Origin of the sequence: Fundidesulfovibrio putealis DSM 16056 (genome assembly GCF_000429325.1) — a bacterium.
In the GTDB taxonomy this organism is placed as follows: domain Bacteria; phylum Desulfobacterota; class Desulfovibrionia; order Desulfovibrionales; family Desulfovibrionaceae; genus Fundidesulfovibrio; species Fundidesulfovibrio putealis.
Map to the genome: position 1 here is coordinate 1 of NZ_AUBQ01000006.1, position 20,924 is coordinate 20,924.

General features: G+C 59.8%; 36 protein-coding genes. 34 read left to right on the plus strand and 2 right to left on the minus strand.

Features of this window, described 5'->3' with window-relative positions; genetic code table 11:
- The 34 genes from G453_RS0107225 to G453_RS0107385 all read left to right on the plus strand — a co-directional run.
- On the plus strand, positions 1-495 hold a 495-nt coding region (locus G453_RS0107225; RefSeq protein WP_027190508.1), incomplete at its 5' end, for an EF-Tu C-terminal domain-related protein.
- Between the two features lie 5 nt (positions 496-500).
- A complete protein-coding gene (gene rpsJ / locus G453_RS0107230; RefSeq protein ID WP_027190509.1) occupies positions 501-809 on the plus strand; it encodes a 30S ribosomal protein S10 in 309 nt (102 codons plus the stop codon).
- Between the two features lie 18 nt (positions 810-827).
- Entirely contained in the window at positions 828-1,463 is a 636-nt protein-coding gene (gene rplC / locus G453_RS0107235; RefSeq protein WP_027190510.1) for a 50S ribosomal protein L3, read from the plus strand.
- 3 nt (positions 1,464-1,466) lie between these two features.
- Positions 1,467-2,087: a 50S ribosomal protein L4 gene (gene rplD / locus G453_RS0107240; RefSeq protein ID WP_027190511.1), complete on the plus strand. Its 621-nt coding sequence runs from the start codon at positions 1,467-1,469 to the stop codon at positions 2,085-2,087.
- Between the two features lie 2 nt (positions 2,088-2,089).
- A complete protein-coding gene (gene rplW / locus G453_RS0107245; RefSeq protein WP_027190512.1) occupies positions 2,090-2,380 on the plus strand; it encodes a 50S ribosomal protein L23 in 291 nt (96 codons plus the stop codon).
- Positions 2,381-2,382: 2 nt separating this feature from the next.
- A complete protein-coding gene (rplB, locus tag G453_RS0107250; protein WP_027190513.1) occupies positions 2,383-3,213 on the plus strand; it encodes a 50S ribosomal protein L2 in 831 nt (276 codons plus the stop codon).
- 11 nt (positions 3,214-3,224) lie between these two features.
- The gene (gene rpsS / locus G453_RS0107255) at positions 3,225-3,506 is read left to right on the plus strand and encodes a 30S ribosomal protein S19 (RefSeq protein ID WP_027190514.1); all 282 of its coding nucleotides are present in this window, start codon (positions 3,225-3,227) and stop codon (positions 3,504-3,506) included.
- A gap of 13 nt (positions 3,507-3,519) precedes the next feature.
- Entirely contained in the window at positions 3,520-3,855 is a 336-nt protein-coding gene (gene rplV / locus G453_RS0107260; RefSeq protein WP_027190515.1) for a 50S ribosomal protein L22, read from the plus strand.
- A 5-nt stretch (positions 3,856-3,860) separates the two neighbouring features.
- The gene (rpsC, locus tag G453_RS0107265; RefSeq protein WP_027190516.1) at positions 3,861-4,502 is read left to right on the plus strand and encodes a 30S ribosomal protein S3; all 642 of its coding nucleotides are present in this window, start codon (positions 3,861-3,863) and stop codon (positions 4,500-4,502) included.
- A complete protein-coding gene (rplP, locus tag G453_RS0107270) occupies positions 4,502-4,915 on the plus strand; it encodes a 50S ribosomal protein L16 (RefSeq protein ID WP_027190517.1) in 414 nt (137 codons plus the stop codon). Before rpsC ends, rplP begins: the two co-directional genes overlap by 1 nt.
- Before the next feature lie 5 nt (positions 4,916-4,920).
- Positions 4,921-5,115 carry a 50S ribosomal protein L29 gene (gene rpmC, locus G453_RS0107275; protein WP_027190518.1) on the plus strand — a complete coding sequence of 65 codons (195 nt, stop codon included), beginning with the start codon at positions 4,921-4,923 and terminating at the stop codon, positions 5,113-5,115.
- A 6-nt stretch (positions 5,116-5,121) separates the two neighbouring features.
- A complete protein-coding gene (gene rpsQ, locus G453_RS0107280) occupies positions 5,122-5,382 on the plus strand; it encodes a 30S ribosomal protein S17 (RefSeq protein ID WP_027190519.1) in 261 nt (86 codons plus the stop codon).
- Positions 5,379-5,747: a 50S ribosomal protein L14 gene (gene rplN, locus G453_RS0107285; protein WP_027190520.1), complete on the plus strand. Its 369-nt coding sequence runs from the start codon at positions 5,379-5,381 to the stop codon at positions 5,745-5,747. The genes rpsQ and rplN overlap by 4 nt, the downstream gene beginning before the upstream one ends.
- Before the next feature lie 20 nt (positions 5,748-5,767).
- Positions 5,768-6,091 carry a 50S ribosomal protein L24 gene (gene rplX / locus G453_RS0107290; RefSeq protein ID WP_027190521.1) on the plus strand — a complete coding sequence of 108 codons (324 nt, stop codon included), beginning with the start codon at positions 5,768-5,770 and terminating at the stop codon, positions 6,089-6,091.
- A gap of 14 nt (positions 6,092-6,105) precedes the next feature.
- Positions 6,106-6,645, plus strand: a complete 540-nt coding sequence (rplE, locus tag G453_RS0107295) for a 50S ribosomal protein L5 (RefSeq protein ID WP_027190522.1) — start codon at positions 6,106-6,108, stop codon at positions 6,643-6,645.
- A gap of 12 nt (positions 6,646-6,657) precedes the next feature.
- Positions 6,658-6,843: a type Z 30S ribosomal protein S14 gene (locus G453_RS27095; protein WP_084502161.1), complete on the plus strand. Its 186-nt coding sequence runs from the start codon at positions 6,658-6,660 to the stop codon at positions 6,841-6,843.
- Positions 6,844-6,852: 9 nt separating this feature from the next.
- Positions 6,853-7,236 carry a 30S ribosomal protein S8 gene (rpsH, locus tag G453_RS0107305; RefSeq protein ID WP_027190523.1) on the plus strand — a complete coding sequence of 128 codons (384 nt, stop codon included), beginning with the start codon at positions 6,853-6,855 and terminating at the stop codon, positions 7,234-7,236.
- Positions 7,237-7,248: 12 nt separating this feature from the next.
- Complete coding sequence (gene rplF, locus G453_RS0107310; protein WP_027190524.1) at positions 7,249-7,788, plus strand: 50S ribosomal protein L6; 540 nt, start codon at positions 7,249-7,251, stop codon at positions 7,786-7,788.
- A 10-nt stretch (positions 7,789-7,798) separates the two neighbouring features.
- A complete protein-coding gene (gene rplR / locus G453_RS0107315; RefSeq protein WP_043644984.1) occupies positions 7,799-8,158 on the plus strand; it encodes a 50S ribosomal protein L18 in 360 nt (119 codons plus the stop codon).
- An 11-nt stretch (positions 8,159-8,169) separates the two neighbouring features.
- Positions 8,170-8,661, plus strand: a complete 492-nt coding sequence (gene rpsE / locus G453_RS0107320) for a 30S ribosomal protein S5 (RefSeq protein WP_027190526.1) — start codon at positions 8,170-8,172, stop codon at positions 8,659-8,661.
- A gap of 4 nt (positions 8,662-8,665) precedes the next feature.
- Entirely contained in the window at positions 8,666-8,842 is a 177-nt protein-coding gene (rpmD, locus tag G453_RS0107325) for a 50S ribosomal protein L30 (protein ID WP_027190527.1), read from the plus strand.
- 1 nt (position 8,843) lies between these two features.
- On the plus strand, positions 8,844-9,302 hold the full coding sequence (rplO, locus tag G453_RS0107330; protein WP_027190528.1) for a 50S ribosomal protein L15: 459 nt from the start codon (positions 8,844-8,846) through the stop codon (positions 9,300-9,302).
- Position 9,303: 1 nt separating this feature from the next.
- Positions 9,304-10,617 (plus strand): preprotein translocase subunit SecY, encoded by a 1,314-nt coding sequence (gene secY, locus G453_RS0107335; protein ID WP_027190529.1) that lies wholly within the window; start codon positions 9,304-9,306, stop codon positions 10,615-10,617.
- A 1-nt stretch (position 10,618) separates the two neighbouring features.
- Positions 10,619-11,392 (plus strand): type I methionyl aminopeptidase, encoded by a 774-nt coding sequence (gene map, locus G453_RS0107340; RefSeq protein ID WP_027190530.1) that lies wholly within the window; start codon positions 10,619-10,621, stop codon positions 11,390-11,392.
- A 27-nt stretch (positions 11,393-11,419) separates the two neighbouring features.
- Positions 11,420-11,533, plus strand: coding sequence for a 50S ribosomal protein L36 (gene rpmJ, locus G453_RS27100; protein ID WP_084502162.1), 114 nt, complete (start codon positions 11,420-11,422; stop codon positions 11,531-11,533).
- 28 nt (positions 11,534-11,561) lie between these two features.
- Positions 11,562-11,933, plus strand: a complete 372-nt coding sequence (gene rpsM / locus G453_RS0107345) for a 30S ribosomal protein S13 (RefSeq protein ID WP_027190531.1) — start codon at positions 11,562-11,564, stop codon at positions 11,931-11,933.
- 32 nt (positions 11,934-11,965) lie between these two features.
- Positions 11,966-12,355, plus strand: coding sequence for a 30S ribosomal protein S11 (gene rpsK / locus G453_RS0107350; RefSeq protein WP_027190532.1), 390 nt, complete (start codon positions 11,966-11,968; stop codon positions 12,353-12,355).
- 18 nt (positions 12,356-12,373) lie between these two features.
- On the plus strand, positions 12,374-13,000 hold the full coding sequence (gene rpsD, locus G453_RS0107355; protein ID WP_027190533.1) for a 30S ribosomal protein S4: 627 nt from the start codon (positions 12,374-12,376) through the stop codon (positions 12,998-13,000).
- A gap of 9 nt (positions 13,001-13,009) precedes the next feature.
- Complete coding sequence (locus tag G453_RS0107360; protein ID WP_027190534.1) at positions 13,010-14,053, plus strand: DNA-directed RNA polymerase subunit alpha; 1,044 nt, start codon at positions 13,010-13,012, stop codon at positions 14,051-14,053.
- A complete protein-coding gene (rplQ, locus tag G453_RS0107365; protein ID WP_027190535.1) occupies positions 14,043-14,450 on the plus strand; it encodes a 50S ribosomal protein L17 in 408 nt (135 codons plus the stop codon). The genes G453_RS0107360 and rplQ overlap by 11 nt, the downstream gene beginning before the upstream one ends.
- A gap of 94 nt (positions 14,451-14,544) precedes the next feature.
- Positions 14,545-15,456 carry a selenium metabolism-associated LysR family transcriptional regulator gene (locus G453_RS0107370; RefSeq protein ID WP_027190536.1) on the plus strand — a complete coding sequence of 304 codons (912 nt, stop codon included), beginning with the start codon at positions 14,545-14,547 and terminating at the stop codon, positions 15,454-15,456.
- A gap of 5 nt (positions 15,457-15,461) precedes the next feature.
- Complete coding sequence (gene selD, locus G453_RS22895; RefSeq protein ID WP_084502163.1) at positions 15,462-16,514, plus strand: selenide, water dikinase SelD; 1,053 nt, start codon at positions 15,462-15,464, stop codon at positions 16,512-16,514.
- Between the two features lie 121 nt (positions 16,515-16,635).
- On the plus strand, positions 16,636-17,049 hold the full coding sequence (locus G453_RS0107380) for a hypothetical protein (RefSeq protein WP_027190537.1): 414 nt from the start codon (positions 16,636-16,638) through the stop codon (positions 17,047-17,049).
- Positions 17,050-17,415: 366 nt separating this feature from the next.
- Entirely contained in the window at positions 17,416-19,443 is a 2,028-nt protein-coding gene (locus G453_RS0107385; RefSeq protein ID WP_027190538.1) for a methyl-accepting chemotaxis protein, read from the plus strand.
- Positions 19,444-19,645: 202 nt separating this feature from the next.
- On the opposite strand, the gene mobA is transcribed toward G453_RS0107385, so the two are convergent.
- Together mobA and G453_RS0107395 are read right to left on the minus strand one after the other, a co-directional pair.
- Positions 19,646-20,236 (minus strand): molybdenum cofactor guanylyltransferase, encoded by a 591-nt coding sequence (gene mobA / locus G453_RS0107390; RefSeq protein ID WP_027190539.1) that lies wholly within the window; start codon positions 20,234-20,236, stop codon positions 19,646-19,648.
- On the minus strand, positions 20,211-20,924 hold the full coding sequence (locus tag G453_RS0107395; protein ID WP_027190540.1) for a formate dehydrogenase accessory sulfurtransferase FdhD: 714 nt from the start codon (positions 20,922-20,924) through the stop codon (positions 20,211-20,213). Before G453_RS0107395 ends, mobA begins: the two co-directional genes overlap by 26 nt.

Sequence of the window (20,924 nt, forward strand, 5' to 3'; positions counted from 1 at the left end):
CGTGTCGAGCGCGGCATCATCAAGGTCGGCGAGGAAGTCGAGATCGTCGGCATCAAGAATTCCGTCAAGACCACCTGCACCGGCGTGGAAATGTTCCGCAAGCTGCTGGACCAGGGTCAGGCGGGCGACAACGTTGGCGTGCTGCTTCGCGGCATCAAGCGTGAAGACGTCGAGCGCGGCCAGGTTCTGGCCAAGCCCGGCTCGATCACCCCGCACAAGAAGTACAAGGCCGAGGTGTACATCCTGAATAAGGAAGAGGGCGGCCGTCACACCCCGTTCTTCTCCGGCTACCGCCCGCAGTTCTACTTCCGCACCACCGACGTGACCGGTGTGGTGACCCTGAACGAAGGCGTCGAGATGGTCATGCCTGGCGACAACGCCACCTTCAACGTCGAGCTCATCGCCCCCATCGCCATGGAGACCGGTCTGCGCTTCGCCATCCGCGAAGGCGGCCGCACCGTCGGCGCCGGTGTCGTTACCGAGATCATGGAGTAATTGTAATGAACAGCGACCGCATTCGTATCAAGCTCAAGGCTTACGACTACCGCATCCTGGACAAAGCCGTAGCCGAGATCGTTGATACCGCCCGTAACACCGGCGCGGGCATTGCCGGGCCGATCCCGCTGCCCACCAACATCCACAAGAACACGGTCAACCGTTCCGTTCACGTGGACAAGAAATCCCGGGAACAGTTCGAGATGCGCATCCACAAGCGCCTGCTCGACATCCTGGAACCGACTCAGCAGACCGTCGATGCTCTGGGCAAGCTCAGCCTGCCCGCCGGCGTTGACGTCGAAATCAAGCTTTAAAGGAAGGGGTAGAGAATCATGGCCAAGACAACCCTTGGCATCATCGGCCGCAAGCTGGGCATGACCCGTGTGTTCAGCGACGACGGCTCGGTGGTTCCGGTGACGGTTATCGCCGCCGGCCCCTGTCCGGTGATGCAGATCAAGACCCAGGAGAAGGACGGCTACACCGCCCTGCAGATCGGGTTTGACGAACGCGAGGAAAAGAAGCTGAACAAGCCCGAGCGCGGCCATCAGGCCAAGGTCGGCAAAGGCTTCTTCAATCAACTGCGCGAGATTCGCCTTGATTCCGTGGACGGCTACGAAGCCGGTCAGGAAATCACCGTCGACATCTTCGCCCCCGGCGACAAGATCAAGGTCACCGGCACATCTATCGGCAAAGGATTCCAGGGCCCCATGAAGCGCCATGGCTTCCATGGTCTGAAAGCCACGCACGGCACCGAAAAGGCTCACCGCTCCGGTGGCTCCATCGGTCACAACACCGAGCCTGGCAAAGTCATGAAGGGCAAGAAGATGGCCGGTCACATGGGTGCTCGCACCGTGACCAGCATCAATCTGGAGGTCTTCGACATCCGGCCGGAAAACAACATCATCCTGGTCAAAGGCCAGGTCCCGGGTCACCGCAACGGCCTGGTGATGATCCGCAAGCAGGGGTAGCCAATGGCCACCGTTAAGGTTTTCGATCAGACGAATAAGGAAGTGGGACAGATGAATCTGGCTCCCGAGGTGTTCGAGGTGGCGATCCGCCCCGAGATCCTGCACCTCGTGATCCGGGCTCAGCTGGCAGCCAAGCGCGCCGGCACCCACAAAGTAAAAACCCGTTCCTTCGTGGCCGGTTCCGGCGCCAAGCCCTGGCGCCAGAAGGGCACCGGTCGCGCCCGTTCCGGCGCAAAGCGTTCCCCCATCTGGAGGGGCGGCGCCATTGCGCACGGACCGCAGCCGCGCAGCTACGAGTTCAAGGTCAACAAAAAGATCAGGACTCTGGCGCTCAAAATGGCTCTGTCCACCAAAGTTGCCGAGGAAAGCCTCATACTTGTGGACAAGTTTGATCTTCCTGAGATCAAGACCAAGCTCTTCGCTGGTGTCGCCGGGAGCCTCGGGCTGAAAAAAGCCTTGATTGTCCTGAGTGATTCCAATAACAATGTCGAGCTCTCCGCCAGGAACCTTCCTGGCATAAAGATTGTTCGGCAGGACATGCTGAACGTATACGATCTGCTGAAGCACCCCCAGCTGGTGATGGTGCAAGGCGCGGCCGAGGCCGTTCAGGAAAGGTTGAAATAGCCATGAGCTACGCGAACATTCTTTTGAAACCCCTGGTCTCGGAAAAGGCCACCAAGGCCAAGGAAGAATCCAATCAGGTTATCTTCTTTGTTGCCCCCCTGGCCAACAAGATCGAGATCAAGGCCGCTGTCGAGGAGGCCTTCAAAGTGAAGGTCACCGAGGTCAACGTCGTGCGCCGCCGTCCCCTGAAGCGGACTCGCGGCGGCCGCCCCACGGCTCACGTCCCCGGCTACAAGAAGGCCTACGTGACTCTTGCCGAGGGCGACAAGATCGAATTCTTCGAGGGAGTCTAGCCATGGCCGTGCGTACGCTTAAACCTACCTCCGCTGGACGGCGCTTCCAGACCGTCTCCGATTTCGCGGAGATCACCAAGGCCACGCCGGAGCGCTCCCTCACCGAGGGCATGAGCAAGAAGTCCGGCCGCAACAACCAGGGACGCATCACTTCTCGTCGCCGTGGCGCCGGTAACAAGACCCGGTACCGCATCATCGACTTCCGCCGCGACAAGTTCGATATCCCTGGCAAGGTTGCCTCCATCGAGTACGATCCCAACCGTTCCGCTCGTATCGCTCTTCTGCACTATGCTGACGGCGAAAAGCGTTACATCCTCGCGCCAGTCGGGATAAATGTTGGTGACACGCTGTATGCCGGCGAATCCGTCGACATCAAGCCCGGCAACGCCATGCCCATGAGCAAGGTCCCTGTCGGCACCCTGCTGCACAACATTGAGATGCAGCCCGGTCGCGGCGGCCAGATGTGCCGCGCTGCCGGAACCTACGCCCAGCTGGTCGCCAAGGAAGGAAAGTACGCCCTGCTGCGTCTGCCTTCTGGTGAAGTGCGCAACATTCTGGCCACCTGCATCGCCACGGTCGGCCAGGTGGGCAACGTGACCCACGAGAAGGTTTCCATCGGCAAGGCCGGTCGTAACCGCTGGCTGGGCAAACGTCCTAAGGTGCGCGGCGTGGCCATGAACCCCGTCGACCACCCGTTGGGCGGCGGCGAGGGCAAGAGCTCCGGTGGACGCCACCCCGTTTCTCCCTGGGGCAAGCCGGCCAAGGGTCAGAAGACCAGAAATCGTAAGAAGGCCTCGTCGCGGCTCATCGTCAAACGCCGCAACGAGAAGTAGGAGCGTAGAACATGCCTCGGTCGCTCAAAAAAGGCCCCTTCATGGACGGCCACCTCGTCGCTAAGGTGGAGAAGGCCAACGACACACAGGATCGCCGCGTGATCAAGACCTGGTCCCGCCGTTCCACCATCCTCCCCGAGATGGTTGGCCTCACCTTCGCCGTGCACAACGGTCGCAAATTCATCCCGGTCTTCGTTTCGGAGAACATGGTCGGGCACAAACTGGGCGAATTTTCGCCCACCCGGACCTTCCACGGCCACGCGGCCGACAAGAAGACCAAGGGCAAGAAGTAGGGGAGCCTAAGCCATGGAAGCCAAAGCCATAGCCAAGTACATCCGGGTCTCCCCCCAGAAGGCCCGCCTCGTGGCGGAGACCATCAAGGGCCGGGGCGTTGAGGAAGCCATGAACATCCTCAAGTTCACCCCCAAGAAGGCCGCCTGGATAATTGAGAAGGTGCTGCATTCGGCCCTGTCCAACGCTGAACAGATGTCCGCCGACGTGGATACGCTCAAAGTGAAGGAAGTCATCGTGAACCAAGGCCCCACCTGGAAGCGCATCATGCCGCGATCCATGGGCCGTGCCAACCGCATCCTCAAGCGTACCAGCCACATCACCGTGGTGGTCGAGGAAGAGAAGGAGTAGGGGCCATGGGTCAGAAAGTACACCCGTACGGCTTCCGCCTGGGCTACAACAAAAACTGGATTTCCCGCTGGTTCGCCAAGAAGGAATACCCCGCTTTTGTTTTCGAGGACAGCAAGATCCGCAAGTTCGTCAAGACCTCGCTGTTCCACGCCGGAATTTCCAGGATTGAGATCGAACGCGCCGGTGGTAAGATCAAGCTTATCATCCACACCGCCCGTCCGGGTATCGTCATCGGCCGCAAAGGCACCGAGATCGAGAAGGTGCGCGCGGATCTCAAGAAGCGCTTCGGCCGCGAATTCGCCGTCGAAGTGAACGAAATCCGCCGTCCCGAAACCGATGCCCAGCTTGTTGCCGAGAACATCGCCCTCCAGCTGGAGCGCCGCGTCGCCTTCCGCCGTGCCATGAAGCGCACCGTGGGTCTGGCCCGCAAGTTCGGCGCCGAGGGCATCAAGGTATTTTGCGCCGGTCGTCTGGCCGGTGCTGAAATCGCCCGTTCCGAATGGTACCGCGATGGTCGCGTGCCCCTTCACACCCTGCGCGCCGACATCGACTACGGCTTGGCCACCGCCAAGACCACGTACGGCGTCATCGGCGTCAAGGTCTGGATCTTCAAGGGCGAGATTCTGGATAGCGAGGTCGCACAATAATGCTCTCCCCCAACAGAACGAAATTCCGCAAGCGCCAGAAGGGCCGTCTTGATGGTCCCGCCACCGGTGGAACCGAGATCTCCTTCGGCGAAGTCGGCATCAAGGCTGTGGAACACGGCAAACTGACCAGCCAGCAGATCGAGTCCGCCCGTATCGCCATCATGCGCCACATCAAGCGCGGCGGTAAGGTCTGGATCCGCATCTTCCCGGACTTCCCGGTTACCTCCAAGCCTGCAGAAGTGCGCATGGGTTCCGGTAAGGGTTCTCCGGTTGGCTGGTGCGCTCCGGTCAAGCCCGGTCGCGTGCTGTACGAAGTCAAGGGCGTGGAAATGGCCGTCATGATCGAGGCCCTCAAGCGCGCTCAGCACAAACTGCCGATCAAAACCAAGATCGTTACCAAGGAGCTGTCATAGCCATGTTGACCTCCAAGGAACTTCGTGAACTCGACGAGGCCAAGCTTGCCGAGAAGCTCTCCCAGACCGAGGAGGAGCTTTTCAAGCTGCGCTTCCAGCACGCCACGGCTCAGTTGGAAAAGACCCACCGCCTGCGCGAGCTGAAAAAGGACATCGCCCGCGTCAAGACGGTGATGACCCAAATCAAAAGCGGCAGGTAGGAAACCATGGAAGAACACAAGAGCAACCGCAGAGTGCTGACCGGCATCGTGGTCTCCGACAAAGGCGACAAGACCATTGTCGTTCGCGTCGAGACCCTGGTCAAGCACCCCCTGGTGAAGAAGTACATCCGCCGCCGCAAGAAGTTCATGGCCCACGATCCGATGAACGAGTGCGGCATGGGCGACAAGGTGCAGATCATTGAGCACCGCCCGCTGTCGGCTCGCAAGCGCTGGCATCTGGTGAAGATCATGGAGAAGGCGAAATGATTCAGGTAGAATCTGTCCTCGACGTCGCCGACAACTCCGGTGCGAAGAAAGTTGCCTGCATCAAGGTGCTTGGCGGCTCGCGCCGCCGGTATGCCTCGGTGGGCGACATCATCGTGGTCTCGGTGAAGGAAGCCATGCCCCATTCCAAAGTGAAGAAGGGCCAGGTGATGAAGGCTGTTATCGTGCGGACCAAGAAAGAAGTTGGTCGTCCCGACGGCACCTACATCAAGTTTGACAACAACTCGGCCGTGCTGCTCTCCAACCAGCTGGAGCCGGTGGGTACCCGCATCTTCGGACCCGTGGCACGCGAACTTCGTCTGAAAAACTTCATGAAGATCGTTTCGCTGGCCCCTGAAGTCCTTTAGAGCGTGAGCCTGAGGAAAGTATGAAAACGTACCGCATCCGCAAGGACGACAAGGTTATTGTCATCGCGGGCAAGGACAAGGGCAAGATCGGCAAGGTCTTGAAAGTCCTTCCTAAGACTGACAGAATCTTGGTGGAAAAGGTGAACATGGTGAAGCGTCACCGCAAGGGCAACCCCTACGCCGGCCAGGCCGGCGGCATTGAGGAGAAAGAGGCTTCCTTGGCCATCTCCAACGTTGCTCTTATGTGTGATGCTTGCGCCAAGCCTACCCGCGTGGGCTACAAGTACACCGAAGACGGCAAGAAGCTCCGCTTCTGCAAGAAATGCAACGAAGTAATCAGCTAAAGGGAATCCTAACAATGACTCGCCTCGAACAAGTCTACTCCGAGAAGGTCGTGCCGGCCTTGCAAAAGGAGTTCGGGTACAAGTCGCCCATGCAGATTCCCAAGTTCAAGTTCATATCCCTGAACATCGGACTTGGCGAAGCCTCGCAGAACTCCAAACTGATCGATGAGGCTGTGGCCGAGCTGACCGCCATTGCCGGCCAAAAGTCCGTCATCACCCGGGCCAAGAAGTCCATCGCAGCATTCAAGCTGCGTGAAAATCAGCCTGTAGGCTGCCGGGTGACGCTTCGCAATGAACGCATGTGGGATTTTTATGACAAGCTGGTGAACTTTGCTCTCCCGCGCGTCCGCGACTTTCGCGGCGTTCCGGACAGGGGCTTTGACGGCCGGGGTAACTTCACCCTGGGCATCAAGGAACACACCATTTTTCCCGAAATCAATATCGACCGGGTCGAGCGCGTGAAGGGCATGAACATCACTATTGTGACGACAGCCCAGACCGACAAGGAAGGCAAAGTCCTTCTCGATCTTCTCGGCATGCCCTTCAGAAAGTAGGAGGAATCGACCGTGGCACGCACTGCTCTCAAGGTGAAAGCCCGGCGTAAAGCCAAGTTTTCGTCCCGGGCCTACAACCGCTGCCCCATTTGCGGCCGCGCCCGGGCGTTTTTGCGCAGGTATGGCATCTGCCGTATCTGCTTCCGCAACATGGCCCTGGCCGGCGAATTGCCCGGTGTCAGGAAATCGAGCTGGTAGGAGGCCGACATGTCCGTGACCGATCCAATCGCCGATATGCTGGCCCGCATCCGCAACGCATACCATGCGCTGCACAAGAAGGTCGCCATGCCGCACTCCCGTATGAAGGAGTCCATGGCCGGGATTCTGAAGGATCAGGGCTACATTGAGGAATTCGCAGTAGACGGGCGCGATCTGGTGATTACGCTCAAGTACGCAAAGGGCCGCCCCCTCATCGCGGGCCTGAAGCGCGTGAGCAAACCCGGACGCCGCATCTACGTGGGGGCCCATGACATCCCCCGCGTGCAGAACGGACTTGGCATCTGCATTCTCTCCACCTCGCACGGCATCATGGACGGCATTGCCGCCAAGAACGCCAAAGTGGGCGGCGAGCTGCTCTGCGAAGTCTGGTAAGAGGATTTAGCCATGTCCCGCATCGGCAAAAAAGAAATCGCCATTCCCTCTGGAGTCGAAGTCAAGATTTCAGACGACATGGTGAACGTCAAGGGTCCCAAGGGCGCCCTTTCCACGCCCACTCACCCCAAAATCTCTTATGAGATGGAGGGTAACACCATGCGCGTCGGGCGCGTCGATGACACTCGCATCGCCCGCGCTCAGCATGGCCTGCGCCGCACCCTCCTGGCCAACTGCATCGAGGGTGTGACCAAGGGCTTCGCCAAGACTCTCGAAGTCATCGGCGTTGGCTACAAGGTCCAGGTTGCCGGCAAAGCCGTTGTCTTGACCGTAGGGTTCTCCCATCCGGTTGAATTCCCCCTGCCTGTCGGCGTTGAAGCCAAGGCCGAGGGCAACAAGCTGACCCTGTCGGGCATCGACAAGCAGCTTGTCGGCGAAGTCGCAGCCACCATCAGGCGCGTGCGTCCGCCCGAACCCTTCAAGGGCAAGGGCATCAAGTACGAAAACGAGCAGATTCGCCGCAAGGCCGGCAAATCTGGCGGCAAGAAGTAAGGGGCTGGCCATGAAATTGACCAAACAAGCTGCACGTGCACGCCGCAAGGTGCGCATTCGCAAGAAGATCTCCGGCACGCAGTCGCGTCCCAGGCTGGTAGTGTACCGCTCCAACCTGCACATGTACGCCCAGATCGTGAACGACGAGACCGGCCAGACCCTGGTTTCCTCCTCCTCCCTGGCCTTGTCGAAGGCCGGGGAGGCCCTCAAGCCCAACAAGGAAACCGCCGCCAAGGTGGGCCGGGACGTGGCCGCCAAGGCCAAGGAAAAGGCCATTGAAATAGTGGTCTTCGACCGTAACGGCTACCTCTATCACGGTTGCGTCAAGGCTATGGCTGACGGCGCTCGTGAGGGCGGACTGCAATTCTAACGGGGCTCATAATGGAACAGTCTGAACTGACTCATGTCGAGAAGATCGTATCGCTCAACCGGGTGGCCAAAGTCGTCAAGGGCGGCCGCCGGTTCAGCTTCAGCGCTCTGGTGGTAGTGGGTGACGGAAAGGGTTCCGTGGGATACGGCCTGGGTAAGGCCAACGAAGTCCCCGAAGCCATCCGCAAGGCTACCGAACAGGCCAAGAAGACCATGATCAAGGTTGCCCTTATTGACGGCACCCTGCCTTACGAGGTCATGGGGCGTTTCGGCGCCGGGCGAGTGGTCCTCATTCCGGCTTCAAAGGGTACCGGGATCATCGCTGGCGGACCTGTCCGCGCAGTGATGGAGGCCGCAGGGGTGCATGACATCCTGACCAAGGCCATCGGCACCAACAACCCGCACAACGTGCTCAAGGCCGCCGTCGCAGGTCTGGCTTCGCTCCGCAGCGCTGACCAGGTTTCCGAACTGCGCGGCAGAACCCTGGAAACTCCGAGGAAATAAGACCATGAGCGGGCAAGTGACCATCACGCTCGTAAAGAGCAAGATCGGCTGCAATCCCAGGCAGCGGGCGACTCTTGAGGCCCTTGGCCTCAAGAAGATCCGTCAGGAGAAGACCCTGCCGGACACTCCCGACGTCAGGGGGATGATTTTCAAGGTCTCTCACCTTATTGAGGTGAAATAAGATGTTACTGCATGAGCTTTATCCCTTTCCCGAGGACCAAAAGGACCGCAAGCGCATTGGTCGCGGTCGCGCCACCGGGCAGGGTTGTACTGCTGGCAAGGGCAACAAGGGTCAGAATGCGCGTGCCGGCACCGGCACCAAGGCTTGGTTCGAGGGCGGTCAGATGCCTTTGGCCAGGCGCCTGCCCAAGCGCGGCTTCAAGAACCCCTTCAAGGTTTCCTACGCCCCGGTGAACCTCGACAGGCTTGTCGAGGCTTTCCCTGAGAGCACGGAAATCACCCTGGACGCCATCTACGAACGCGGCATTGTTGCCCGTGGCTCGCTGGTGAAGGTCCTCGGCAATGGTGAGCTCTCCAAGGCAATCACCGTCGAGGCCCACAAGTTCAGCGCATCCGCCCTGGAGAAAATCTCCAAGGCGGGCGGTTCCGCAAAGCCTCTGGAAAACGTGACGGAAGGCTAACGTGGCAATGCAAGGCGTGGAGAATCTGGCTCGTCTGCCGGAGCTTAAGAAGAAGATCCTTTGGACCTTCCTTATTCTGGCTGTTTACCGCGTGGGTATCCATGTCCCGGTCCCCGGGGTGGATACTCTCGCTTTGGCGGACTTTTTCCAGAGCGCGAAGAACACCCTTTTCGGGCTCTTCGACATGTTCTCCGGCGGCGGACTGAACAAGCTCTCCATCTTCACCTTGGGCATCATGCCCTACATCTCCGCCTCCATTGTCATGCAGCTGCTGACCGTGGTCAGCCCCGAGCTGTCCAGACTGCAGAAGGAGGAGGGGGCGCAGGGCCGCAAGAAAATAACGCAATACACCCGCTACGGCACGGTGCTCATTACCCTTATCCAGGGTTTGGGCATCGCCGTCGGGCTCGAGAGCATGACCAGCCCGACTGGCGCGCCGCTTGTGCTTCATCCCGGTCTTGGATTCAAGTTCATGACCGTGATGACGCTTACCGCGGGCACAGTCTTCCTGATGTGGCTTGGTGAGCAGATCACCGAGAAGGGCATCGGCAACGGCATATCCCTGATCATTTTCGCGGGTATCGTGGCCGGCCTTCCCAGGGCCCTCATCAACACGTTTCAGCTTGTGGGACAGGGGGAAATGAGCCTCCTGGTCCTTCTTCTGCTGATCGTGGCCATGGGCGGCGTGCTTGTAGCAATTGTCTTCATGGAACGTGGCCAACGGCGTATTCCGATCCAGTACGCCAAACGCATGGTAGGTCGGAAGATGTACGGCGGGCAGACTACTCACCTGCCCCTTCGCATCAACACCGCAGGCGTGATCCCTCCGATCTTCGCCTCGTCGATCTTGCTGTTCCCTGCGACCATCGCCAACTTTTATCAGGCGGAATGGGTGCAGATGGTGTCCAGCTGGTTTAGCCCCAGCTCCATTGTCTACAACCTTCTGTTCATCGCCATGATTGTGTTCTTCTGCTACTTCTACACCGCGATCATTTTTGATCCGAAGCAGATAGCGGAGAACATCCGGAAGCAAGGTGGTTTTGTGCCCGGCATCCGTCCTGGCCAGAAAACCAAGGAATACCTTGACCGGGTATTGGCCCGGCTCACCCTGTGGGGATCGATGTACATCTCCGCTGTCTGCGTGCTGCCCATGATCCTCATTGCTCAGTTCAACGTTCCGTTTTATTTCGGCGGCACGAGCATACTGATCGTTGTGGGTGTTGCCATGGACTTCATGAGCCAGTTGGAGTCCTACATGATCAGCAGGCAGTACGAAGGTCTGCTTGCCAAGGGTCGCATCAAGGGCAGGGCTTAGTTTGAAGAAGTTCAGAGGCATTTTCATCAAGAACGACGCCGAAGTGAATATCATGCGCCAGGCTGGCGGCATTGTTGCCGCCATTCTGGACGAGTTGGAAAAGGCCGTGCGGCCCGGCGTCAAGACGATGCTCTTTGAAGAAATGGCCATGCAGTTGTGCAAGGACTATGAGGTCAAACCTGCCTTTAAGGGGTACCTCGGCTATCCTTTCGCGCTGTGCTGTTCGGTCAACGAGGAAGTGGTCCATGGCTTTCCGTCCAACCGCGAGCTGCGGGACGGAGACATCGTGAGCTTCGACATGGGAGTCATCCATCGGGGATTTTACGGCGACGCCGCGAAAACCGTCCCGGTGGGCCAGATTCCTGATGAAGTCACCAGGCTTCTTCAGGTAACCAGGGATTCGCTCTTTCTCGGAATCGAACAGGCCAAGGTCGAGGCAAATCTGTATGATATTTCTCTGGCCATCCAAAAACATGTTGAAGGCCAGGGGTACTCTGTAGTAAGACGGTTCGTTGGCCACGGCATTGGACGGCATCTCCATGAGAAACCGGAGGTGCCTAATTTTGTCCCTACGGGGGCAGGTGCCGTGGTGCTTAAGCCGGGGATGACGCTGGCTATCGAGCCGATGGTCACCATGGGCGGCCCTGAAGTCGAGATACTGGCGGATAAATGGACCGCGGTCACCAAAGATCGCAGTCTTGCCGCGCACTTCGAGCATACCGTGGTGGTCACCAGCGACGGACCTAAAATTTTGAGCCAGCGCCTCCCGGCGTAGGCCATACCCATTTGTGGGAGAAAGAAAATGAAAGTGCGGCCCTCGGTAAAGAAACTCTGTCCGAAATGTAAGATCATCCGTCGCCACGGCGTTCTGCGGGTGGTCTGTGAAAATCCCCGGCACAAACAGCGCCAGGGATAAGCCCAGAACCTAAGCGAGGTATCGAAACGTGGCCCGTATTGCTGGAGTCGACCTTCCCAGGAACAAGCGCATGGACATCGCCCTGACCTATATTTATGGAATCGGGCGCACCACTGCACTGAAGATCCTGGATACCACAGGCGTGGACTGGACCAAAAGGACTGATGACCTTTCCTCCGAGGAAGTGAACACCATCCGCAAAGAGATCGAAGCCAACCATAAGGTTGAAGGCGATCTTCGTCGCGAGGTCACAGCCAATATCAAGCGGTTGATGGAAATTGGATGCTATCGTGGACTGAGGCACCGTAAGGGCCTTCCGGTTCACGGTCAGCGCACCCATACCAATGCCCGTACCCGCAAGGGCCCCCGTCGCGCCGTGATGGCTAAGAAAAAGAAATAACCGCGTAGCGCGTTATTCAATAGAGGATTATTATGGCTGCTAGACCGCGCCGTACTGGCAAGAAAGAGAAGAAGAACATCCCGGTTGGGGTGGCCCACATTCAGGCCACTTTCAACAACACCATCATCACCTTCACCGATCCCCGGGGTAACGTGGTGAGCTGGGCTACCTCCGGCGGTGCCGGTTTCAAGGGTTCCCGCAAGTCCACCCCCTTTGCCGCCCAGGTGGCCGCTGAAACTGCTGCCCGCAAGGCTCAGGACAACGGCATGCGCACCGTCGGCATCTTCGTGAAGGGACCCGGCTCGGGCCGTGAGGCCGCCATGCGCGCCATCAATGCCGCCGGGTTCAAGGTGAGCTTCATCCGCGATGTCACCCCTATTCCCCACAACGGCTGCCGTCCGCCTAAACGGCGCCGGGTCTAGCTCAGGAGGACATCTACAGTGGCTCGCTATACCGGACCCAAATGCCGTCTCTGTCGCCGTGAGGGCGCCAAGCTCTTCCTGAAGGGCGACCGTTGCTTCACGGACAAGTGCGCTTACGAGCGCCGTCCCTACGCCCCTGGCCAGCACGGCCGCATCCGCAAGAAGATGAGCGACTATGCCGTTCAGCTTCGCGAAAAGCAGAAAGCCCGTCGCGTTTACGGCATCCTCGAAGAGCAGTTCCGCAGCTACTTCGCCGAGGCCGACCGCCAGAAGGGCGTCACCGGCGCCAACCTGCTCATCAACCTTGAGCGCAGGATGGACAACGTCGTGTTCCGCATGGGCTTCGCCAACTCCCGTGACCAGGCTCGCCAGATGGTCCGCCACGGTCTGTTCATCCTGAACGGCCGCCGCGTGACCATCCCCTCGATCCAGGTTCGCGTGGGCGACGTGGTCGAAGTGCGCGAAAAGAATCGCACGTCCCCCTCCATCCTGGAAGCCCAGCAGGTCATCGCCCGCCGTGGCTGCCCCGTGTGGCTCGAAGTCGACGGCGCCGCGTTCAAGGGCAAGGTCAACGCCATGCCCACTCGCGAAGACATCCAGCTGGCAGTGAACGAGCAGCTCATCGTCGAACTGTACTCCAAGTAAGAGGACACAATGCTTATCCGTACAGGCGACAGGCTCATCAACACCCGCAACTGGTCCGAGCTGGTGCGTCCCGAAAAATTGGCGCGCGACTCAAAATCCAGCTCCACCTACGGCAGGTTCACTTGCGAACCGCTGGAGCGCGGCTTCGGCACCACGCTGGGCAATGCCCTGCGGCGTGTGCTGTTGTCCTCCCTGCAGGGTGCAGCCATCGTGTCGGTCAGTGTCGAGGGCATTCAGCACGAGTTCACCACCATCCCCGGAGTTATCGAGGATGTCACCGACGTCGTGCTGAACCTCAAGCTGGTGCGTCTTGCCATGAATACGGACGCTCCCCAGCGCCTCACCCTTTCGGTGAACAAGCAGGGGCCCGTCACCGCCGGTGATATCGGCGTCAACCAGCATGTCACCGTCCTGGATCCCACCCAGCACATCTGCACCCTCTCCGAGGCCCGTGACCTCAAGATGGAGTTCGAAGTGCGCATGGGCAAGGGCTACGTCCCGGCCGACATGCACGAAAACATCGGCCAGGACATCGGCCTGATCACCCTGGACTCCAGCTTCACTCCGGTGAAGAAGGTGGCCTATACGGTGGAGCAGGCCCGCGTCGGGCAGATGACCAACTACGACAAACTCGTTCTCGACGTCTGGACCGATGGTTCCGTGACTCCCGAGGACGCCATCGCGTACAGCGCGAAGATCCTCAAGGACCAGCTCTCGGTGTTCATCAACTTCGACGAGAAAGAGTCCGAGACGGAAGGTTCGCGCAGCGGCGACGACCATGACCTGAACCCCAACCTGTTCAAGTCCATCGATGAGCTGGAGCTTTCGGTTCGCGCTACCAACTGCTTGAAGAGCGCCAACATTTCCCTTGTTGGCGAGCTGATGCAGCGCTCCGAGAACGAGATGCTCAAGACCAAGAACTTCGGTAAGAAGTCTCTCGAGGAGATCCGCCGCGTTCTTGAAGACCTTGGCCTCGACTTCGGCATGCGTATCGATAACTTCGAAACGAAATACCAGGAATGGGTGAAGAGGAAGCAGACCAATGAGGCATAGCAAAGGCGGAAAAAAGCTCGGGAGAACCAGCTCCCACCGCAAGGCCATGTTCCGCAACATGGCGCGGTCGCTTCTCACCTACGGCCAGATCAAGACCACTGAGACCAAGGCCATGGAGCTGCGCAAGGTTGCCGACAACCTTGTCACTCTTGGACTGCGCAACGACCTGCATGCTCGTCGTCTCGCCTATAAGGTGCTTGAGAATCACCAGCTGGTGCAGAAGCTGTTCGACGAGATCGCTCCCCGTTTCAACGGTGCGGGCGGTGGATACACCCGTGTCTACAAGCTTGGCCTCCCCCGCGTCGGTGATTGCGCCTCCATGGCCGTGATCGAACTGACCCGCCGCGAGGACGCTGCCGAGGCGGCTCCTGCTGCTGAGCAGGCCGGCAAAGAGTAGACGGGGTCAGCACTTCGTCTTAAAGCGGAGCAGCTTGCTGCTCCGCTTTTTTTATGCTTTACTATCGGGTTTGTTGATTGTAAGAATTTGACCTATGGATATCAGGCGACTTGAAGCCTTTCGAAAGGTATACGAACTCGGCAGCTTCTCCAAAGCCGGACAAGACCTGTTCTTGTCGCAACCAACCATCAGCGCGCACGTCCTCTCCCTGGAGCAGGAACTGGGCACGCAGCTTTTCGACAGACTGGGGCGGACGATCCTGCCTACCCAGGCCGGGGACATCCTCTACAAACACGCGCTTCAGGCTTTTGCCGCGTTGGAAAGCGCAACTGCCGAGATTGGCCTCCTGCAGCAGCGCGTGGCCGGTGAGATCCTGATCGGCGGAAGCACTATCCCTGCGACCTACCTCCTCCCACAGCGACTGGCGGAGTTCAGGAAGCTCTATCCCGATGTCCGCGTTCGCCTCACGGTTGGGGATTCGCAGGACATCATCACGGCCATCCAGAACGGGGCTCTGGCTTTGGGTGTGGTGGGGGCCATGCTCCCTGACCCTGATCTCGTGTTCACGCACCTTCAGGATGACGACCTGATCATTGCGTGTTCCCGCTCGCTTCCGGAGTACCAGGCCTTCGTGAAGTCCGGGGCCGAGCAGTTGCCTGCCGACCTGCTGCACAAGTGGCCTTGGGTGTTGCGCGAACAGGGCTCTGGAACCAGGCGCGCCTTGGAGCTTGCCTTGTCGTCACTGGGGCTTGACCTGCGGACCTTTTCTCCGGCCATTGAGGCACGCAGCCACGAAGCCGTGGTCCAATGCGCCCTGCACGGCCTGGGGCTTTGCGTCACCTCCCGCATCGCTGCCGCGCCTTGTCTGGCCAAGGGTGACCTTATTCCCATCGAGATCCCCGGCCTCCAGATGCAGCGCTCATTTCAGATTGTTCGTCACGCCAAACGCCACCTCTTCCCAGCCATGCGTTACTTCATTGATTTCCTCAATTCCAGCAAAGGGTAGACTCCGTGCTCAAGCATCCGCGCCTTGTGGATACAGTCAAAGCCGCCGGTTGAGCCGCAAAGCTCGCCCCAGGGGACCTGGCGGCTGTTCTGCGCGATCTTGATGTCGCTGATGACCCTCGCTTGCTGACTGGAACAGGAGACAACGAGGACGCTGCTGTGTTGTCTTTTCCTCCCGGCAAAGCCCTGGTGCAGACCGTCGATTTTTTCACGCCAGTGGTGAACGATCCTTACCGTTTCGGCCAGATAGCCGCCGCCAACGCTCTCTCCGACGTCTATGCCATGGGTGGTGAACCCTTCGCCGCCATGAACATCGTCTGCTTCCCCGCAAAGTGCATGTCTCTCGACATCCTCAAAGAAGTCCTGCGCGGCGGGTTCTCCAAGATCAAGGAAGCCGGGGCAGCCATGGCTGGCGGACATAGCGTCGAGGACGCGGAGATCAAGTACGGCCTCGCCGTGTCAGGGCTGACCGACCCGGATAATTTTGCCACCAACCGGGGGCTGCGTCACGGCGACAGGCTGCTGCTCACTAAACCGCTCGGGACTGGGATTCTGGCCACGGCGGTAAAGGCTGCGCTCCCCGATTCTGACCGGTATGAGGACGCAATCTGGCGGGTTGCTTCGCGTTTGAACAGCGTTCCGGGCAGGCTCATACGTGAATATGGCCTGCGCGCGGCAACAGATGTGACTGGCTTCGGGCTGGGCGGGCACTTGTTGGAGATGTCCAAGGCGTCCGGCCTAGAGGTGGAGCTCTTTGCCCATGCCGCGCCTGTGATTCCTGACGCGTACGACCTTGCGCGTCAGGGGTTTGTTCCTGTGGGCAGCCATGCAAACCGCAAATATTTTGCGCAGGGGTGTGTTGTGGACAATGGGGTCGACCCGCTCCTTCTGGACCTCTTGTTCGATGCCCAGACCTCGGGAGGGCTGGTCCTCGCCGTCCCTGAGGCCTTGGTGGAGTCAGTCAGCCAAGCGCTGATCGATGCCGGGGACCTCGCGGCGCCGGTGGGACGCGTGCTCGATCACACCTCGCTTCCAGGGCTCTTGCGTGTCAGTCCGTAGTCGGCGTCAGTCTCGATGGAGCCATGGCGCTCTGGACAGATTGAGATAAAAATGACACACTCCTCGAACCGTGTCCCTTTCTTTGGGGCACCTCGCCAGCCATATCTGAAGGAGGATATACATGAAGCCCGAGGAAAAGGTTGTTTCCATGGACGATTACCGCAACAATAAGGAGAATGACGTGCCTTCGATGTCGGAACTTAATGCAAAAACGTCCCAGGACATCAGCCGTATGGCTCTGTTGCTGGCACTGTTGGCAGTTCTTCTGGCTGGCGTATTGTTCTTCAAGGCCAATCAGAACCTGAATGTTCTCTCTAAGGATGTGAGCGGAATCAGCTCCAAGATCGGCACCATCGACGCCAAAATGGCCGAGCTCGAGAACCTGCCTGCCAAGTCCAAGCGTATGGTCATGGGCACCATGATCATGGAAATGGCACAGAAGGCTTCCTATCTTTCCACCCAGGTGGATAACCCCGAGCAGGCAGCCAAGCTTCTTCAGGCCATGGAGCTCATGCAGCAGGCCAAGCCCGAGTAGTAGCCTCATCCTCGTCGTCTTTTTGCCCGGTTCCTCTGTTGAGGAACCGGGCTTTTTTTGTGTCGCGCAGCATGTTGTTGCGATATCAGGTTTGCGATTCCCTGTGCAGTTGTGCATGCTCAAGCCATTGCCGTCTGTGCGGCGCGCACCCAAGCCTTGGGGGCAGGAGGCACGCGCATGCTTTGGGATGCGTCAATCATTCTCTTCAGCGGCATCGCTCCCCTTGGCATCGTCGCGTTTCAGGCGCGGGATTCCTCACGTCATTTCTGGCAAACTCGTTTCCCTCCGGGGTCCTCTGTTTACATGTCTACATTATTGGCGTAATCTTTCCGAACGGTTGGGGGGATCATCAGCAAAGGGGTCGTCATGCGTATCTCGTTCTCTTTGAAGATCGCGCTGCTTCTGGTGGCAAGTATCGTTGTGGTGAGCCTTGGCATCTTTTTTACCACTAACTATTTCATATCCGATGGTTTCGACCGGCAGGCCGTACTGGAGCTTGAGGGCAGGCAGAAATCCGTCCAGTCCAAGCTTCAAAGCCTGAAAGATGAGACGCTGGCTGAGACGTTCCTGATCGCTTCCGACCTTGCGATCGCCCAGGCAATCGAAAAGGGTGACTCCACGTTCCTTAAAAAGCACGCCAAGACGATCCTGGAGAAAACCGGGATAGATTTCCTGACCATTACCGACGCTAAGGGCATCGTCGTAGCCCGTGGGCATTCCGACCAGACCGGCGACTCCGCGCTCGGGCAACTTGCCATCAAAAAGGGCCTTCAGGGCCAGGAATCCGTGGGCCTGGAAGAAGGGACCGTGGTCAAGCTGTCGGTTCGTGGCGGCGCTCCGGTGAAGCTCGACGGCAAGATCGTCGGAGCGGTGTCCGTCGGCGAAAACCTCGGCACCCATCAGTTTGTGGACCAGATCAAACGCGACATGGGCGTGGAGTGCACCATCTTCAATGGCGACACCCGCATGAGCACGTCCCTTCTGAACGAGGGCAAGCGGGCCGTCGGCACCAAGATGACCAACCCCAAGGTGATCGAGGCCGTCCTACAGAAAGGCGGCGTGTTCAACGCGCGAAATACCATCCTGAATGTCGAGTACGACACGTACTATTGGCCTCTCACCATGGCTGATGGCAAAATCGGCGGCATGCTGTTCATCGGCAAGGACCGCAAAAGCATCGAAGCCACCCAACTCGGCATCGTGTGGAGCGTCCTGGGCAGTGCAACTCTTGTTGGCCTGCTGATGCTGGCTATCGGTCTGTTCGCTTCCCGCAGGCTGACCAAACCCATCATCACCACCATCTCCTTTGCCAAGGCCGTGGCCGAAGGCAGGCTTGATGAGACCCTTGCCGTCAAGCGCAACGACGAAGTAGGCGACCTCGCCGACGCCTTGCGCACCATGGTGGCAGCAATCAAGTCCAAGATCAACGAGGCTCAGGAAAAAACCCACGAGGCCGGTGTCCAGGCGAAGATGGCGGAAGAGGCCAAGTGCGCAGCCGAAGCGGCCTATGGGCAGGCTGAGGCGGCCCGATGCGAGGGAATGCTCTCTGCTGCCATTCAGCTTGAGGGGGTCGTGCAGGGCATAAGCGTGGTCAGCACGCAGCTGTCCCGACAGATCGATCTCACCACCCAGGACATGAGCGTCCAGGAGCGGCGCACCGCCGAGGCGGCAACCGCCATGGAACAGATGAACGCCACAGTGCTCGAGGTTGCCCGAAGCGCCTCCAACGCGGCTCAACAGGCCTCCCTGGCCAAGGGCAAGGCCGAAGAGGGCAAGGGAGTCGTCAGCCGTGCAGTCTCGGCCATCGGCCAGGTGGACCGCATGGCGGGCGAGCTGGAGCAGGACATGTCCACCCTGGGCGAGCAGGCCCGCTCCATCAGCGGCATTATGAGCGTCATTTCCGACATCGCCGACCAGACCAACCTTCTGGCCCTGAACGCGGCCATCGAGGCCGCCCGCGCGGGTGACGCCGGGCGCGGCTTTGCCGTGGTGGCGGACGAGGTGCGAAAGCTCGCCGAAAAGACCATGACCGCCACCAAGGAAGTGGGCGATTCCATCCATGCGATCCAGAACGGGACCACCCGCAACGTGGACCGGGTAAAGTCCGCCGCCGGAGCCGCCAAGAACGCCTCGGACCTGGCGGAACAGTCCGGACTCGCGCTGGAGGAGATCGTCTCCCTGGTGGATGAGACCACCGCCCAGGTGCAATCCATAGCCGCCGCCTCAGAAGAACAGTCGGCTTCCAGCGAAGAGATCAACCGTATCGTGGAGGAAGTGAGCCGGATTACCTCCTCCACGGCCAACGGGATGCGCGGGTCGTCCCAGGGCGTCGCCGAGCTGGCGGAGCGCTCCAGGCAGCTTGAGTCCCTGATCAACTCCTTCAGGAGCAGTTAGTGGAGCATCCCTGAAAAACGTGAACGTGTTTTTCAGGGATGTGAAGAATTCCAGCGAGTTGTTCAGTATGACGATGCTTTGATCCTGAGGGCGCCGCACGAATGCCCGGACAAGGCCTGGGAATCCGCCATGCCTCCGGCAGGGGAGAGGGGCCAGAGGAAAGCTCTCCTGAATAACACGCCCAGGAACGGGCGAAAGGAAGTCAGGCGAGTATTTCGGCCAGTTCCGCCGGGGTGTTCACGTTGAAGAAGGGGCGGGACTCCTTCATCGAATAGGGCACGCAATGACGACAGGCTGCCGGAATGGCTCGGGAGAGCTTCCGGCAGCCTTCTTCGTTGGCTTGGCGTAGCAGAATCGCCGCCTCGGGTTCGTAGACCGACACCAGGGCCTCGATGAAGCCCGTTTCGGTCTGTTCGAATGTGGTGAGCACAGCATGGGCGGGGCGGACGCGCCATGCGGCCAGCAGGGTCTCCAGGGTGCCTGCGTCCAGCAGGGGAAGGTCGCAGGACAGGACGAGGCAGGGGGTCCGGAAGCGCTCCAGGGCAGTGATGATGCCCCCCATGGGACCAAGGCCGGGCGCGTCATCCAGGAACCAGGGCACGCCCGTCACCAGGGGGGCGGGGTCGCGTCCGGAAACTGCCACGGCCGGGCAGAAGCGCCGGGCGAGCGCGACCATCCTGGCCAGCATGGGTTGCCCATCGATTTCCACGGCGGCCTTGTCCCGGCCCAGGCGGCGGCTTTTTCCTCCGGCCAGGACGACCGCAGTATCAGGATTCGTCGCCGATGCGGCCATGCGTGTCGGTGAAGATGCTGAAGCGGTTCTCGCGGGAGAAGCCAAGCAGTGTCATGCCTGCCTTGCGGGCCGTCTCGACTCCGGCAGTGGTCACGGCCGAACGGCTGACCATGACCGCATACCCGGAGCGGACCGCCTTGCCCACCAGCGAGGCCGTGGCGCGCGCCGTGACGTAGAGCACCTGCCCGGCCAGGGGGTGGCGTCCGGCCAGGGCCCAGCCTGCAAGCCGGTCCAGGCAGTTGTGGCGCCCGATGTCTTCCACGTGGTGCACGAAGGTCTTCTGGGATGGGTCGTACAGGGCTGCCCTGTGGAAGCAGCCGGTGGCGTCCCAGCGTCCGGCCATGCCCATGAACTGAGCCGCTCCCCGCAGCACGTCTTCGGGCGAGAGCGCGCCGGGCCAGGCGGGCGCGGCAGGAGGCGAGCCCGGCTCGAAGCGCACGCTGAACTCCTGCGTCCCCAAGGTGGTCAGCACGGGGATCATGCCCGCCGGACAGATGTCCAGCAGGGCGTGCCCGAGCGCCAGGTCGGGCAGTCCGTCGGGGAAGGCCCAGAGGGTTTTGTCGCGTCCGCCCTCAACGGCGAGGGCGACGGGGATTTCCGGGGCCGCTTCATCCTGGAAGGTGCGCCAGGAGCCGTCCTTGAACTGCCTGCACGGTAAATGCGCGAGGTCCGAGTCGTGTACTGTCAT

Bases quoted from the DNA above. Each gene is read 5' to 3' on its own strand.
- rpsJ (WP_027190509.1), top strand. From the start codon at position 501: ATGAACAGCGACCGCATTCGTATCAAGCTCAAGGCTTACGACTACCGC.
- rplC (WP_027190510.1), top strand. From the start codon at position 828: ATGGCCAAGACAACCCTTGGCATCATCGGCCGCAAGCTGGGCATGACC.
- rplD (WP_027190511.1), top strand. From the start codon at position 1,467: ATGGCCACCGTTAAGGTTTTCGATCAGACGAATAAGGAAGTGGGACAG.
- rplW (WP_027190512.1), top strand. From the start codon at position 2,090: ATGAGCTACGCGAACATTCTTTTGAAACCCCTGGTCTCGGAAAAGGCC.
- rplB (WP_027190513.1), top strand. From the start codon at position 2,383: ATGGCCGTGCGTACGCTTAAACCTACCTCCGCTGGACGGCGCTTCCAG.
- rpsS (WP_027190514.1), top strand. From the start codon at position 3,225: ATGCCTCGGTCGCTCAAAAAAGGCCCCTTCATGGACGGCCACCTCGTC.
- rplV (WP_027190515.1), top strand. From the start codon at position 3,520: ATGGAAGCCAAAGCCATAGCCAAGTACATCCGGGTCTCCCCCCAGAAG.
- rpsC (WP_027190516.1), top strand. From the start codon at position 3,861: ATGGGTCAGAAAGTACACCCGTACGGCTTCCGCCTGGGCTACAACAAA.
- rplP (WP_027190517.1), top strand. From the start codon at position 4,502: ATGCTCTCCCCCAACAGAACGAAATTCCGCAAGCGCCAGAAGGGCCGT.
- rpsQ (WP_027190519.1), top strand. From the start codon at position 5,122: ATGGAAGAACACAAGAGCAACCGCAGAGTGCTGACCGGCATCGTGGTC.
- rplN (WP_027190520.1), top strand. From the start codon at position 5,379: ATGATTCAGGTAGAATCTGTCCTCGACGTCGCCGACAACTCCGGTGCG.
- rplX (WP_027190521.1), top strand. From the start codon at position 5,768: ATGAAAACGTACCGCATCCGCAAGGACGACAAGGTTATTGTCATCGCG.
- rplE (WP_027190522.1), top strand. From the start codon at position 6,106: ATGACTCGCCTCGAACAAGTCTACTCCGAGAAGGTCGTGCCGGCCTTG.
- rpsH (WP_027190523.1), top strand. From the start codon at position 6,853: ATGTCCGTGACCGATCCAATCGCCGATATGCTGGCCCGCATCCGCAAC.
- rplF (WP_027190524.1), top strand. From the start codon at position 7,249: ATGTCCCGCATCGGCAAAAAAGAAATCGCCATTCCCTCTGGAGTCGAA.
- rplR (WP_043644984.1), top strand. From the start codon at position 7,799: ATGAAATTGACCAAACAAGCTGCACGTGCACGCCGCAAGGTGCGCATT.
- rpsE (WP_027190526.1), top strand. From the start codon at position 8,170: ATGGAACAGTCTGAACTGACTCATGTCGAGAAGATCGTATCGCTCAAC.
- rpmD (WP_027190527.1), top strand. From the start codon at position 8,666: ATGAGCGGGCAAGTGACCATCACGCTCGTAAAGAGCAAGATCGGCTGC.
- rplO (WP_027190528.1), top strand. From the start codon at position 8,844: ATGTTACTGCATGAGCTTTATCCCTTTCCCGAGGACCAAAAGGACCGC.
- rpmJ (WP_084502162.1), top strand. From the start codon at position 11,420: ATGAAAGTGCGGCCCTCGGTAAAGAAACTCTGTCCGAAATGTAAGATC.
- rpsK (WP_027190532.1), top strand. From the start codon at position 11,966: ATGGCTGCTAGACCGCGCCGTACTGGCAAGAAAGAGAAGAAGAACATC.
- G453_RS0107360 (WP_027190534.1), top strand. From the start codon at position 13,010: ATGCTTATCCGTACAGGCGACAGGCTCATCAACACCCGCAACTGGTCC.
- rplQ (WP_027190535.1), top strand. From the start codon at position 14,043: ATGAGGCATAGCAAAGGCGGAAAAAAGCTCGGGAGAACCAGCTCCCAC.
- G453_RS0107370 (WP_027190536.1), top strand. From the start codon at position 14,545: ATGGATATCAGGCGACTTGAAGCCTTTCGAAAGGTATACGAACTCGGC.
- G453_RS0107380 (WP_027190537.1), top strand. From the start codon at position 16,636: ATGAAGCCCGAGGAAAAGGTTGTTTCCATGGACGATTACCGCAACAAT.
- G453_RS0107385 (WP_027190538.1), top strand. From the start codon at position 17,416: ATGCGTATCTCGTTCTCTTTGAAGATCGCGCTGCTTCTGGTGGCAAGT.
- mobA (WP_027190539.1), bottom strand. From the start codon at position 20,236: ATGGCCGCATCGGCGACGAATCCTGATACTGCGGTCGTCCTGGCCGGA.
- G453_RS0107395 (WP_027190540.1), bottom strand. From the start codon at position 20,924: ATGACAGTACACGACTCGGACCTCGCGCATTTACCGTGCAGGCAGTTC.